This is a genomic window from Variovorax sp. PAMC 28711 (assembly GCF_001577265.1).
Taxonomy (GTDB): Bacteria; Pseudomonadota; Gammaproteobacteria; order Burkholderiales; family Burkholderiaceae_C; genus Variovorax.
This window is the reverse complement of record NZ_CP014517.1, coordinates 2,611,522-2,623,987: the sequence shown is the minus strand read 5'-3', so window position 1 is coordinate 2,623,987 and position 12,466 is coordinate 2,611,522. Positions and strand designations below refer to the sequence as shown.

Annotated in this window: 11 protein-coding genes and 4 tRNA genes; 1 reads left to right on the top strand and 14 read right to left on the bottom strand. The window is 63.1% G+C overall.

All coding sequences use genetic code 11. The features are described from left to right. Window positions 1–19: 19 nt before the first annotated feature. The 12 genes from rpoB to AX767_RS12720 form a co-directional block, all read right to left on the bottom strand. Window positions 20–4,144 (bottom strand): DNA-directed RNA polymerase subunit beta, encoded by a 4,125-nt coding sequence (gene rpoB, locus AX767_RS12775; RefSeq protein WP_068631690.1) that lies wholly within the window; start codon window positions 4,142–4,144, stop codon window positions 20–22. A gap of 248 nt (window positions 4,145–4,392) precedes the next feature. Then, a complete protein-coding gene (gene rplL, locus AX767_RS12770) occupies window positions 4,393–4,764 on the bottom strand; it encodes a 50S ribosomal protein L7/L12 (RefSeq protein ID WP_068631689.1) in 372 nt (123 codons plus the stop codon). 46 nt (window positions 4,765–4,810) lie between these two features. Further along, complete coding sequence (rplJ, locus tag AX767_RS12765) at window positions 4,811–5,356, bottom strand: 50S ribosomal protein L10 (RefSeq protein WP_068631688.1); 546 nt, start codon at window positions 5,354–5,356, stop codon at window positions 4,811–4,813. Between the two features lie 244 nt (window positions 5,357–5,600). Then, complete coding sequence (rplA, locus tag AX767_RS12760) at window positions 5,601–6,299, bottom strand: 50S ribosomal protein L1 (protein ID WP_068631687.1); 699 nt, start codon at window positions 6,297–6,299, stop codon at window positions 5,601–5,603. Beyond that, window positions 6,300–6,731 carry a 50S ribosomal protein L11 gene (gene rplK, locus AX767_RS12755; protein ID WP_068631686.1) on the bottom strand — a complete coding sequence of 144 codons (432 nt, stop codon included), beginning with the start codon at window positions 6,729–6,731 and terminating at the stop codon, window positions 6,300–6,302. A gap of 141 nt (window positions 6,732–6,872) precedes the next feature. Beyond that, window positions 6,873–7,475 (bottom strand): transcription termination/antitermination protein NusG, encoded by a 603-nt coding sequence (gene nusG, locus AX767_RS12750; protein ID WP_068631685.1) that lies wholly within the window; start codon window positions 7,473–7,475, stop codon window positions 6,873–6,875. Continuing rightward, window positions 7,475–7,858 (bottom strand): preprotein translocase subunit SecE, encoded by a 384-nt coding sequence (gene secE, locus AX767_RS12745; RefSeq protein WP_068631684.1) that lies wholly within the window; start codon window positions 7,856–7,858, stop codon window positions 7,475–7,477. The genes nusG and secE overlap by 1 nt, the downstream gene beginning before the upstream one ends. A gap of 136 nt (window positions 7,859–7,994) precedes the next feature. Then, a tRNA-Trp gene (locus AX767_RS12740) sits at window positions 7,995–8,070 on the bottom strand. A 10-nt stretch (window positions 8,071–8,080) separates the two neighbouring features. Further along, window positions 8,081–9,271: an elongation factor Tu gene (gene tuf, locus AX767_RS12735; protein WP_068630553.1), complete on the bottom strand. Its 1,191-nt coding sequence runs from the start codon at window positions 9,269–9,271 to the stop codon at window positions 8,081–8,083. 73 nt (window positions 9,272–9,344) lie between these two features. Then, window positions 9,345–9,419: transfer RNA gene (locus tag AX767_RS12730), tRNA-Thr, on the bottom strand. 40 nt (window positions 9,420–9,459) lie between these two features. Continuing rightward, a tRNA-Gly gene (locus AX767_RS12725) sits at window positions 9,460–9,533 on the bottom strand. A 64-nt stretch (window positions 9,534–9,597) separates the two neighbouring features. Then, a tRNA-Tyr gene (locus tag AX767_RS12720) sits at window positions 9,598–9,683 on the bottom strand. 193 nt (window positions 9,684–9,876) lie between these two features. On the opposite strand from AX767_RS12720, the gene AX767_RS12715 reads away from it, so the two are divergent. Further along, window positions 9,877–11,004 (top strand): patatin-like phospholipase family protein, encoded by a 1,128-nt coding sequence (locus tag AX767_RS12715; protein WP_068633659.1) that lies wholly within the window; start codon window positions 9,877–9,879, stop codon window positions 11,002–11,004. Here AX767_RS12715 and AX767_RS12710 read toward each other — a convergent pair. Both AX767_RS12710 and trpC read right to left on the bottom strand, forming a co-directional pair. Continuing rightward, window positions 10,950–11,669, bottom strand: coding sequence for a uracil-DNA glycosylase (locus tag AX767_RS12710; protein WP_068631683.1), 720 nt, complete (start codon window positions 11,667–11,669; stop codon window positions 10,950–10,952). The genes AX767_RS12715 and AX767_RS12710 overlap by 55 nt on opposite strands. Then, window positions 11,666–12,466 (bottom strand): indole-3-glycerol phosphate synthase TrpC, encoded by an 801-nt coding sequence (gene trpC / locus AX767_RS12705; protein WP_068631682.1) that lies wholly within the window; start codon window positions 12,464–12,466, stop codon window positions 11,666–11,668. Before trpC ends, AX767_RS12710 begins: the two co-directional genes overlap by 4 nt.

The window sequence follows — 12,466 nt, the reverse complement described above, 5'->3', positions numbered from 1 at the left end:
TGACTCTTTCCTTGTCTGCTTAAGAACGTTCGAGTTCGATGTCGAGGCCGAGGGAACGAATTTCCTTGACCAGCACATTGAACGATTCCGGCATGCCGGCTTCGATGGAGTGTTCGCCCTTGACGATGCTCTCGTAGACCTTGGTACGGCCCACCACGTCATCGGACTTCACCGTGAGCATTTCCTGCAGCACGTACGCAGCGCCGTAGGCTTCCAGCGCCCACACTTCCATTTCGCCGAAACGCTGACCACCGAACTGGGCCTTGCCGCCCAGCGGTTGCTGCGTGACCAGCGAGTACGGACCGGTCGAGCGCGCGTGCATCTTGTCGTCCACCAGATGGTGAAGCTTCAGGAAGTGCATGTAGCCGATCGTGACCGGGCGCTCGAACTGGTCGCCCGTGCGGCCGTCGTACAGGTAGGCCTGCGTGCGCGTGTCGGTCAGACCCTTGAGCTTGGCGATGTCGTCCGGATAGGCGAGCTTCAGCATGCCGCGGATTTCTTCTTCCGACGCGCCATCGAACACCGGGGTCGCGAAGGTCACGCCGGTCGCCAGGTTGGCGGCCATCGCGAGCACGTCGCTGTCGGTGAGCTGGGCCAGGTCTTCCTTGCGGCCGGAGCCGTTGTAGAACTGATCCATGAACTTGCGCACTTCGGCCACCTTGGCTTCGGCTTGCAGCATGTCGCCGATGCGCTGGCCGATGCCCTTGCCGGCCCAGCCCAGATGCACTTCGAGCACCTGGCCCACGTTCATGCGCGAAGGCACGCCCAGCGGATTCAGGCAGATGTCGCACGGTGTGCCGTCGGCCATGTGGGGCATGTCTTCGACCGGGACGATCTTGGACACGACACCCTTGTTGCCGTGACGGCCGGCCATCTTGTCGCCGGGTTGCAGGCGGCGCTTGACGGCCAGGTAGACCTTGACCATCTTGAGCACGCCCGCGGGCAGCTCGTCGCCCTGCGTGAGCTTCTTGCGCTTTTCTTCGAACATCAGGTCGAAGCTGTGGCGCGTCTGCTCCAGCGAGTTCTTGATCGATTCGAGTTGCGAAGCGACTTCGTCGTCGGCCGGACGAATGTCGAACCAGTGGAACTTCTCGACCGAAGCCAGGTAGGCCTTGTCGAGCTTGGTGCCCTTGGCCAGCTTGTTCGGGCCGCCGTTGGCCGCCTTGCCGTTCAGCAGCTTTTCGATCCGGTCGAACGCGTCGGCTTCGACGATGCGCAACTGGTCGTTCAGGTCGAGGCGGAAGCGCTTGAGCTCGTCGTCGATGATTTGCTGGGCGCGCTTGTCGCGCGTGATGCCTTCGCGGGTGAACACCTGCACGTCGATCACGGTGCCTTGCGAGCCCTGGTCGACACGCAGCGAGGTGTCCTTCACGTCGGAAGCCTTCTCGCCGAAGATCGCGCGAAGCAGCTTCTCTTCCGGCGTCAGCGTGGTCTCACCCTTCGGCGTGACCTTGCCCACCAGCGTGTCGCCCGGCTGCACTTCGGCGCCGACATAAATGATGCCGGATTCGTCGAGGCGGTTGAGCTGCTGCTCGGCCAGGTTGGGGATGTCGCGCGTGATTTCTTCGGCACCCAGCTTGGTGTCACGGGCCATCACCACCAGTTCCTCGATGTGGATCGAGGTGTAGCGGTCTTCGGCCACGATGCGTTCGGAGATCAGGATCGAGTCTTCGAAGTTGTAGCCGTTCCACGGCATGAACGCGATCAGCATGTTCTGGCCGAGGGCCAGTTCGCCGAGGTCGGTCGAGGCGCCGTCGGCCACCACGTCGCCCTTGGCGATGTGGTCGCCACGCTTGACGATCGGGCGCTGGTGAATGTTGGTGTTCTGGTTCGAACGCTGATACTTGATCAGGTTGTAGATGTCCACACCGACTTCACCGGCCGCCGCTTCGGCGTCGTTCACGCGCACCACGACACGGGTCGCGTCGACATAGTCGACCACGCCACCGCGGGTCGCGGTCACGACGGTGCCGGAGTCGACCGCGGACACGCGCTCGATGCCGGTGCCGACGAACGGCTTTTCGGGGCGCAGCACCGGCACGGCCTGACGCTGCATGTTGGCGCCCATGAGCGCGCGATTTGCATCGTCGTGCTCGAGGAAAGGCACGAGCGATGCGGCCACCGACACGATCTGCGCAGGCGACACGTCCATGTACTGGACGCGCTCGGCGCCGACCAGGATCGACTCGCCGGCTTCACGCGCGGAAACCAGGTCGCCCGTCAGCACGCCGTCCTTGTCCAGGACCGCGTTGGCCTGGGCAATGACGTACTTGCCTTCTTCGATGGCCGACAGGTAGTCGATGTCCATCGTGACCTTGCTGTCGACCACGCGACGGTACGGCGTTTCGATGAAGCCGTATTCGTTCAAGCGGGCATACAGGGCCAGCGAGTTGATCAGTCCGATGTTCGGGCCTTCAGGCGTTTCGATCGGGCAGACGCGGCCGTAATGGGTCACGTGCACGTCGCGCACTTCGAAGCCGGCACGCTCGCGCGTCAGACCACCCGGGCCAAGGGCCGAAACACGGCGCTTGTGGGTGATTTCGGACAGCGGGTTCGTCTGGTCCATGAACTGCGACAGCTGCGAGGCGCCGAAGAATTCCTTCAGCGCGGCCGAGATCGGCTTGCTGTTGATCAGGTCGTGCGGCATCAGCGGCTCTTGCTCGGCCTGACCCAGACGTTCCTTCACGGCCTTCTCGATGCGGGCCAGGCCGGTGCGGTACTGGTTCTCGGCGAGTTCGCCGACGCAACGCACGCGGCGATTGCCGAGGTGGTCGATGTCGTCGACTTCGCCGTTGCCGTTGCGCAGGTCCACAAGGATCTTGACCACGGCCAGGATGTCTTCGTTGGTCAGCACCATCGGGCCGGTCGACTCGTCGCGGCCGACCTTGGCATTGAACTTCATGCGGCCGACGCGCGACAGGTCGTACGTGTCCGGGTTGTAGAACAGGCGCTGGAACAGGGCCTGCACCGCGTCTTCCGTCGGCGGCTCGCCGGGACGCATCATGCGGTAGATGGCCACGCGCGCAGCGAACTCGTCGACGGTCTCGTCGATGCGCAGCGTTTGCGAGATGTACGCGCCCTGGTCCAGTTCGTTGGTGTAGATCACCTGGACGTCCTGGACACCGGCGGTGCGCAGCTTCTTCAGCAGCGCTTCGGTCAGCTCGTCGTTGGCCTTGGCCAGGATTTCGCCGGAGTCGGCGTCGACGATGTTGCGGGCGATGACGCGACCCACCAGGAAGTCTTCCGGCACGCTGATGTGCGTGGTCTTCGACTCTTCCAGTTCGCGGGTGTGGCGCGCGGTGACGCGCTTGTCCTTGGCGACCACGACCTTGCCGGACTTGTCGGTGATGTCGAAACGGGCGACCTCACCGCGCAGGCGCTCGGAGACGAACTCCATCTGCGCGCCGCTGTCCATCAGGCGGAAGTTGTCGTTCACGAAGAAGTTCGCGAGGATCGATTCCGGGTTCAGGCCGATGGCCTTCAACAGGATCGTGACCGGCATCTTGCGGCGGCGGTCGACGCGGAAATACAGCATGTCCTTCGGGTCGAATTCGAAGTCGAGCCACGAACCGCGGTAAGGGATCACGCGGGCCGAGAACAGCAACTTGCCCGAGCTGTGCGTCTTGCCCTTGTCGTGTTCGAAGAACACGCCCGGCGAACGGTGCAGCTGCGACACGATGACGCGCTCGGTGCCGTTGATGATGAACGAACCCTTTTCGGTCATGAGCGGCACTTCGCCCATGTAGACCTCTTGTTCCTTCACTTCCTTGACCACCTTCGACTGCGAGGTCGACGACTCGCGGTCATAGATGATGAGCTGGACTTTGGCGCGCACGGCCGAGGCGAAAGTCAGACCACGGGTCTGGCATTCACGCACATCGAACGCCGGCTTCGCCAGGTTGTACTCGAGGAACTTCATCTCGACAAAACCGTTGTGCGAGACGATCGGGAACGCGGCGTCGAACGCGGCCTGGAGGCCCTCGACGGTGCGCTTTTGCGGGTTGATGCCCGCTTGCAGGAACGCGGTGTACGCGTCCTTCTGCATTTGCAGCAGGTAGGGGATTTCGACGACGCTGTCGCGGTTACCGAAACTTTTTCGGATGCGCTTGCGTTCTGTGTAGCTGTACGCGGACGTTTGGGCCATGGGAGCTCCGGGGCTTGAGATCTTGCGCGACTTGGGGTCGATGCTTTCGCATCGCGCTTGGCGGCTGGCCACTACCAGCCCTGGCGGACGGTGATGCATTGCACATCACCCGAACCAAGGGGTCTTCTGCAGTCGGGGTCAGAAGACACTCATAAACCGCGTCGCGACGTCGGCTTGTGGGTGCGCTCTGAAAGCGGCAAAGGCTGGAGGGCTCTTCCGAGCACCTCCAGCCCTTCAGGGAAACTGAATTACTTCAGTTCCACCTTGGCGCCGGCATCTTCCAGCTTCTTCTTGGCGGCTTCAGCGTCAGCCTTCGACAGGCCTTCCTTGACAGCCTTGGGAGCGGCTTCCACCAAGTCCTTGGCTTCCTTGAGGCCCAGGCCGGTGATTTCGCGCACGGCCTTGATCGCCGACACCTTGTTCGCGCCAGCTTCCATCAGCATGACGTTGAATTCGGTTTGCTCTTCAGCGACCGCGGCAGGGCCGGCAGCAGCAGCGGGGCCTGCCATGGCGGCAGCGCTCACGCCAAACTTCTCTTCGATGGCTTTCACCAGCTCGTTGAGTTCCAGGACCGTCATGCTGTCGAGCGCGGTCAGAAATGCGTCTTTATCGAATGCCATTTTTGTTTCCTAACAATTGGGTTGAAATGTTCAAACGCAAGCCGGCTTACGCGGGCTGCGCTTCGGCTTCTGCCGGAGGTGCATCGGTTGCTGCTTCTGCCGTGCCTTCGCCGCGTTTCGCCGCCAACGCCGCGAGAACGCGAGCGGTACGGGAAATGGGGGACTGCATCAAGCCCAGCAATTGCGCCAACAACACTTCCTTCGAAGGAATGCTGGCCAGTTGCTTCACGCCGTTCACGTCCAGAATCTTGCCGCCGAATGCGCCAGCGCGAATCACCAACTTGTCGTTGGTCTTCGCGAAATCGGCCACCACTTTCGCAGCAGCCACGGCATCGACGGAAAAACCGTAGATCAGCGGACCGGTCATCTGGTCACCGAGGACTTCGAATGCGCTACCCGCGACAGCACGGCGTGCCAACGTGTTCTTAAACACGCTGAGCGTCACGCCCTTGCTGCGCGCTTCGTTGCGCAACTTGGTCATATCGGCAACCGTGATGCCACGGTACTCCGCCAGAACGAGCGTTTGAGCTTTTGCGGCGAGGCTGGTCACGTCACCGATGACCGCTTCTTTCTCACTGCGATTCAGACTCAAGGTCTACTCCTTTTAATGCGTCGTCGGCCGGGGCCTCGGAACGCGCTACATGCAGCGACCAACCGTTCAGGAAACAAATCCTTTGCGGCGGGATCGCCATCTGCGCTGATCGCTTCGTGCAACGACGGAGCAATTAAGTGCAGGCTGCCCTGCACACCAGCGGTCTTGGATGGCCCACGGCAACCGAAGCTGCCGCGACCCACCACATCGCGCCACCGTTTGACGGGTGGCGCAAATTACTTGATCAGCTCACCGAGATGGATTGCGTGTCCACGCGGACACCCAGACCCATCGTCGACGACACCGCCACCTTGCGCAGGAAGACGCCCTTGCTGGTGGCCGGCTTGGCCTTCACCAGTGCGTCGATCAGCGCCACGAGATTGCCTTGCAGCTTGTCGGTGTCGAACGAGCGACGGCCGATCGTGCCGTGGATGATGCCGGCCTTGTCGACGCGGAACTGCACCTGGCCTGCCTTGGCGTTGCGCACGGCTTGTGCGACGTCCGGCGTGACCGTTCCGACCTTCGGATTGGGCATCAAGCCGCGCGGGCCGAGGATCTGGCCCAGCGTACCGACCACGCGCATGGCGTCCGGCGCGGCGATCACCACGTCGAAAGGCATGTCGCCAGCCTTCACCATCGCAGCGAGGTCGTCCATGCCGACGATGTCGGCACCGGCGGCCTTGGCTTCTTCGGCCTTGGCGCCCTGGGCGAACACCGCCACGCGCTTGGTCTTGCCGGTGCCGTTGGGCAGCACGACGGCGCCACGCACGACCTGGTCCGACTTCTTCGCATCGATGCCGAGTTGCACGGCCACGTCGATGGATTCATCGAACTTGGCGGTGGCAGCGTCCTTGACGAGGCCGATGGCTTCCACCAGTGCGTACAGCTTGTTGCTGTCGACTTTGCCGGCGGATGCTTTTTGTTTCTTGGTCAGCTTGGACATTTACACGCCCTCCACAGTCACGCCCATCGAGCGGGCGGTGCCGGCGATGGTGCGAACGGCCGCGTCCAGATCGGCAGCGGTCAAATCCTTCATCTTGGTCTTGGCGATCTCTTCGAGCTGTGCGCGCGTGATCTTGCCGACCTTGGCGGATTGCGGCGTGGCCGAACCCTTGTCGATCTTGATGGCCTTCTTGATCAGGATGCCGGCGGGCGGCGTCTTGATGACGAAGGTGAAGCTCTTGTCCGCGAAAGCGGTGATCACCACCGGCAGCGGCAGGCCGGGCTCGACGCCCTGGGTCTGCGCGTTGAACGCCTTGCAGAACTCCATGATGTTCAAACCGCGTTGACCCAATGCGGGACCGATCGGTGGGGACGGGTTGGCCTTACCAGCTGGCACTTGCAGCTTGATGAAGCCGACGATTTTTTTCGCCATGACTGACTCCTTGCGGGTGATAACGCATTGGCTTTCGCCGCAGCTCCCCGGGGGTTAACGACTCTTTCAACAATGTTCGCACCGAGTCGAGGGGGCGCGAACCACAAAAACTCAAGGCCGCAAGGCCTTGTGATCGTCTGTTTATGTCTTCTCGACCTGGCTGAACTCGAGCTCGACGGGCGTGGCGCGGCCGAAAATCATGACCGACACGCGCACCTTGCTCTTCTCGTAGTTGACGTCTTCGATCGTGCCGTTGAAGTCGGTGAACGGACCGTCCTTCACGCGCACGAATTCGCCTACGACAAATTCGACCTTGTGGCGCGGCTTTTCGGTGCCTTGCTGCATCTGGTTGACGATGTCTTCGACCTCTTTTTGCGAAATCGGGGCCGGCCGGTTCTTGGCACCACCCACAAAGCCGGTGACCTTGTTGGTGTGCTTGACCAGATGCCAGCTCTCGTCGTCCATGATCATTTCGACCAGCACGTAACCCGGGAAGAAGCGACGCTCGGTGGTGCGCTTCTGGCCGTTCTTGATTTCAACGACTTCTTCGGTCGGCACCAGGATGCGGCCGAACTTGTCCTGCATGCCCGCGCGCGTGATGCGCTCGACGATGTTGCGCTCGACCGCCTTCTCCATGCCCGAATAGGCATGCACCACGTACCAGCGCAGATCCGGGTTGGCGGCGGCCGGCATCGCCGAGGGGTTTTCCTGCGGCACGGCTTCTTCAACGATGTCGTCGGTCATTATTTTCTCCAGCCCAAGATGAGGTCAAAAAACACCCATTCGAGCGTCTTGTCGGTGAGCCAGAGGAAAACGGACATGACTGCCACGAAGGCAAACACGTAAGCCGTCATCTGCATCGTTTCCTTGCGGGTTGGCCAGACGACTTTCTTGACTTCGCGCCACGAATCGCGGCCGAACGCCAGCAATTGACGACCACTCTCCGAACTTGCGAAGGCGCCGACGGCCGCCGCCAGGCCCACGAGCAGGGCGGCCCACTGCACCAGCGAGCCTTGGCGCGCGAGCAGATAGAACGCCACGATGGCGCCCACCGCGAGCAGTACCGCACCCGCCAACTTGGCTTTGTCGGCGCTCGTGCTCACGGTTTCGATTTGAGTAGTGGCCATTTTCGGCTGGTTTCCTGCGGCCTTTCGACCATCAATTCAATGCGCCTTCTTGAGACGCCGAAGCCCATCGGGTCACGATGGGCTTTTTCTGCCTTGCCGTCGGTTCACGACGGACTTTTTTCGGAGGCCACCTGCGTGGCAGGGGCAGTAGGAATCGAACCTACAACCTTCGGTTTTGGAGACCGACGCTCTGCCAATTGAGCTATACCCCTCCGGAATCTCTTAAGCGAGAACCTTGGCCACGACACCAGAGCCCACGGTGCGGCCGCCTTCGCGGATGGCGAAGCGCAGGCCTTCTTCCATGGCGATCGGGTTGATCAGCTTGACGGTGATGCTGACGTTGTCGCCGGGCATGACCATTTCCTTGCCTTCAGGCAGCTCGATCGCACCGGTCACGTCCGTCGTGCGGAAGTAGAACTGCGGGCGGTAGTTGTTGAAGAACGGCGTGTGACGGCCGCCTTCGTCCTTGCTCAGCACATAGACTTCAGCGGTGAAGTGGGTGTGCGGCTTGATCGAACCCGGCTTGCACAGCACCTGGCCGCGCTGGACGTCTTCACGCTTGGTGCCGCGCAGCAGCACGCCGACGTTGTCGCCGGCCTGGCCCTGGTCGAGCAGCTTCCTGAACATTTCCACGCCGGTGCAGGTGGTCTTCTGGGTGGCAGCGATACCGACGATTTCGATTTCTTCGCCGACCTTGATGATGCCGCGCTCGACGGCGCCGGTCACCACGGTGCCGCGACCGGAGATCGAGAACACGTCTTCCACAGGCATCAGGAAGGCACCGTCGATGGCGCGTTCTGGCTGGGGAATGTAGGTGTCGAGGGCGTCGGCCAGCTTCATGATGGCTTCTTCACCCAGGGGACCCTTGTCGCCTTCGAGGGCAAGCTTGGCCGAGCCGTGGATGATGGGGGTGTCGTCGCCCGGGAAGTCGTATTTGTCGAGGAGCTCGCGCACTTCCATCTCGACGAGTTCGAGCAGCTCGGCGTCGTCGACCATGTCGCACTTGTTCAGGAACACGATGATGTAGCCGACACCGACCTGGCGGGCCAGCAGGATGTGTTCGCGGGTCTGGGGCATCGGGCCGTCGGCTGCCGAGCAGACCAGGATGGCGCCGTCCATTTGCGCGGCGCCGGTGATCATGTTCTTCACATAGTCAGCGTGGCCGGGGCAGTCGACGTGGGCGTAGTGGCGGTTGGCCGTTTCGTATTCGACGTGGGCGGTGTTGATGGTGATGCCGCGGGCCTTTTCTTCAGGTGCCGCGTCGATCTGGTCGTACGCCTTGGCTTCGCCGCCGAATTTGGCCGACAGAACGGTTGCGATCGCAGCCGTCAGCGTGGTCTTGCCGTGGTCGACGTGGCCGATGGTGCCCACGTTGACGTGGGGCTTGGTGCGGGTGAACTTGCCTTTTGCCATTTTTTCGCTCCGAAGAAATAACGATCAATACGCCGAGTTGAGAAGCAACGACGCCGTTGCACCCCAAGAAAACTGGTGCCCTTTGCGGGAATCGGACCCGCGACCTCCCCCTTACCAAGGGGGTGCTCTACCACTGAGCCAAAAGGGCATTGCTAACCAAATTCGCATCCTGCGGCAAACCGGATTTCTGGAGCGGGAGACGGGAATCGGACCCGCGTCATCAGCTTGGAAGGCTGGGGTTCTACCATTGAACTACTCCCGCATCGGGGGCATTCGATACACCCAAGCGCGAAATCCAAACGCTCTTTGAAAACCAAATTCATCGCTGGTGGAGAGGGCTGGATTCGAACCAGCGTACTCGTAAGAGGGCAGATTTACAGTCTGCTGCCATTAACCACTCGGCCACCTCTCCGGCGAACCTCGGAATATAGCATGTTTCCGAGGCATCAGCGAACCCCCACGCGCCGCATCGAGGCACTCGTGGGTTCGAACCGACGGCCGCGATTGTGCCAGAAGCGAAATGCGCCCTCGAAAGCGGCATAAGCTCACAGATAGACCAGGGTTTACCCTGACTCTGAACGACGTAGCGGCGCAGAATGTTTCGCATGCACTCCCTCCAGACGCCCTCCCCCGTCCGTCCGCCGTCAAAGCGACGCGCTGTCAGCCTGGCGCTCCAGGGCGGCGGCTCCCATGGCGCTTTCACCTGGGGCGTCCTCGATGCCCTGCTCGAAGACGGCCGGCTCACCTTCGACGGCATCAGCGGCGCCAGCGCCGGGGCGGTCAACGCCGTGGCCATGGCGCACGGCTTGGCCACGGCCCGTGCGGCCGGCGGGGACGAAGCCGCGGCACGCGCAGCCGCGCGCAAGGCGCTGGAACGCGTGTGGCGCCGCGTGGCCAGCCTGGGCGCGCCGGGCGCGATGGCACAGCGTTTTGCCCGCCTGCTGCTGGGCGGCGCCAGTGGCGAGCGTCTGCGCGCCAGCCTGGGCGTCGACACGGCCAGTCGCTGGGCTTCGCCCTACCAGATCAACCCGCTCGACATCAACCCGCTGCGCTCGCTGCTCGGCCAGGAAATCGACTTTGCGGCGTTGTCCCAACCCGGCGCGCCGCGCGTTTTCGTGTCGGCGACGCAGGTCAGGACCGGCCGTGCCGAGATCTTTCACGGTGAGCGTCTGACGCTGTCTGCCGTGATGGCCTCGGCCTGCCTGCCGACGGTGTTCCAGGCCGTGACCATCGACGGCGAGGACTACTGGGACGGCGGCTTTTCCGCCAACCCCGCCCTCCAACCGCTCGTGAACGGCTGCGACAGCGCCGACATCGTGCTGGTGCAGCTGAACCCGTTGACGCACGCCGAGACCCCGCACACCCCGCAGGACATCACGATGCGCATGAACGAACTCGCCTTCAATGCGAGCCTCATGTCGCAGATGCGCAGCATCGCCTTCACCAACGAGCGTCTCGCCGATGGACGCCTGCAGGAAGGCGCGCAATACCGGCCCATGCGCCTGCACCGCATCGACCTCGGCAGTGCCGCGGACACGCTGCCCGCGTCCAGCAAGCTCTCGACCGACTCGGCGCAGATGGACCGGCTCTTCGAGAGCGGCCGGCTCGCCGCTGCCGAATGGCTGGCGACCCATTTCACCGCGCTCGGCAAGCGCAGCACGGTCGACATCGAAGGCGACTACCTGCCCAGCGAAGAAACGTCGTCACGCGCCTCCCGCCAGGCACGCGCCTGACCGAAGTGCCCGCAGCCGATGAACGGCACGGGCGCCCGCATCGCGGACAGCGGCGACGGATGGTTGGCCATCAGCACGTTGTGGCGGGTCGAATCGATCAACGCGCGCTTGCTTTGCGCGAGCGCGCCCCACAGCATGAAGACCACCGGCCGCTCACCGGACGCGACGTGGCGAATCACCGCGTCGGTCAGCACTTCCCAGCCGCGGCCGGCATGGCTTGCAGGCTGCGCTTCTTCCACCGTGAGGCACGTGTTGAGCAGCAACACGCCCTCCGTCGCCCATTTCACGAGACTTCCGCCCGGTAGCGGAAAGGGCGGTGGCGGCGTGCCGAGGTCGCGCTGCAGCTCCTTGAAGATGTTGCGCAGCGACGGCGGCACCTTGACGCCGGGCGCCACTGAAAACGCCAGGCCTTCGGCCTGCCCGCGGCCGTGGTACGGGTCCTGGCCGAGGATGACCACCCGCACGTCTTCGGGTCGCGTGAGTTCGAGCGCACGCAGGGGCTGCGGGGGAAAGATCGACGCGCCGTCCGCGATGCGTTCTTCGAGAAAGCCGAGCAGCTTCTGCCCGACGGTGTCGGCGAAGAAAACATCGACAAGCGCCTTCCAGCCCGCGGCCACGGGCCATTGCACAGGATCGGCCGCCGTGAGCTGGTCCAGCGCGCTCACGTGAAAAGTTCGGCGAGCGCCTCGCCGGGTTCCGGTGCGCGCATGAAGGTCTCGCCCACCAGAAAAGCGTGAATGCCCGCAGCCCGCAAGGTGGCAACGTCTTCGCGCGTCGCGATGCCCGATTCGGTGACCAGCAGGCGGTCCGACGACGCCTTCGGCAGAAGATCGATCGTGGTCTGGATCGACACCTCGAAGTTGCGCAGGTTGCGGTTGTTCACGCCGACCAGCCGCGTCTTCAGCTTCAGTGCGCGCGCGAGTTCGGCCTCGTCATGCACCTCCACCAATACCGCCATGCCGAGCCCGTGCGCGATCGCCTCGAAGTCCTTCATCTGCGCGTCGTCGAGGACCGCGGCGATCAGCAGGATCGCGTCGGCGCCGATCGCACGTGACTCGTAAACCTGCCAGGCATCGACCATGAAGTCCTTGCGCAGCACCGGCAGCTCGCACGAGGCGCGCGCCTGCTTCAGGTAGTCGATGCCGCCCTGGAAGAACTGCTTGTCGGTCAGCACCGAAAGGCAGGCCGCGCTGATCTCGCCGTCGCCTTCGGCATAGCTCTGCGCGATGTCGGCCGGAATGAAGTCGGCGCGAATCACGCCTTTGCTTGGGCTCGCCTTCTTGACCTCGGCGATCACCGCGGCGTGACCCGCGGCGATCTTGGCGCGCATGGCGCCTTCGAAATCGCGCGTGAGCACACGGCTCTCGGCATCGAAGCGGATCGCTTCGAGCGGCGTGCGCTGCTTCGCGGCCGCCACTTCGTGGTGCTTCACGGCGACGATCTTGTCGAGGATGTCGGACAT

Coding starts and splice junctions, on each gene's coding strand:
- rplL (WP_068631689.1), bottom strand. CDS start 4,764: ATGGCATTCGATAAAGACGCATTTCTGACCGCGCTCGACAGCATGACG.
- rpoB (WP_068631690.1), bottom strand. CDS start 4,144: ATGGCCCAAACGTCCGCGTACAGCTACACAGAACGCAAGCGCATCCGA.
- trpC (WP_068631682.1), bottom strand. CDS start 12,466: ATGTCCGACATCCTCGACAAGATCGTCGCCGTGAAGCACCACGAAGTG.
- tuf (WP_068630553.1), bottom strand. CDS start 9,271: ATGGCAAAAGGCAAGTTCACCCGCACCAAGCCCCACGTCAACGTGGGC.
- secE (WP_068631684.1), bottom strand. CDS start 7,858: ATGGCCACTACTCAAATCGAAACCGTGAGCACGAGCGCCGACAAAGCC.
- nusG (WP_068631685.1), bottom strand. CDS start 7,475: ATGACCGACGACATCGTTGAAGAAGCCGTGCCGCAGGAAAACCCCTCG.
- AX767_RS12715 (WP_068633659.1), top strand. CDS start 9,877: ATGCACTCCCTCCAGACGCCCTCCCCCGTCCGTCCGCCGTCAAAGCGA.
- rplA (WP_068631687.1), bottom strand. CDS start 6,299: ATGTCCAAGCTGACCAAGAAACAAAAAGCATCCGCCGGCAAAGTCGAC.
- rplK (WP_068631686.1), bottom strand. CDS start 6,731: ATGGCGAAAAAAATCGTCGGCTTCATCAAGCTGCAAGTGCCAGCTGGT.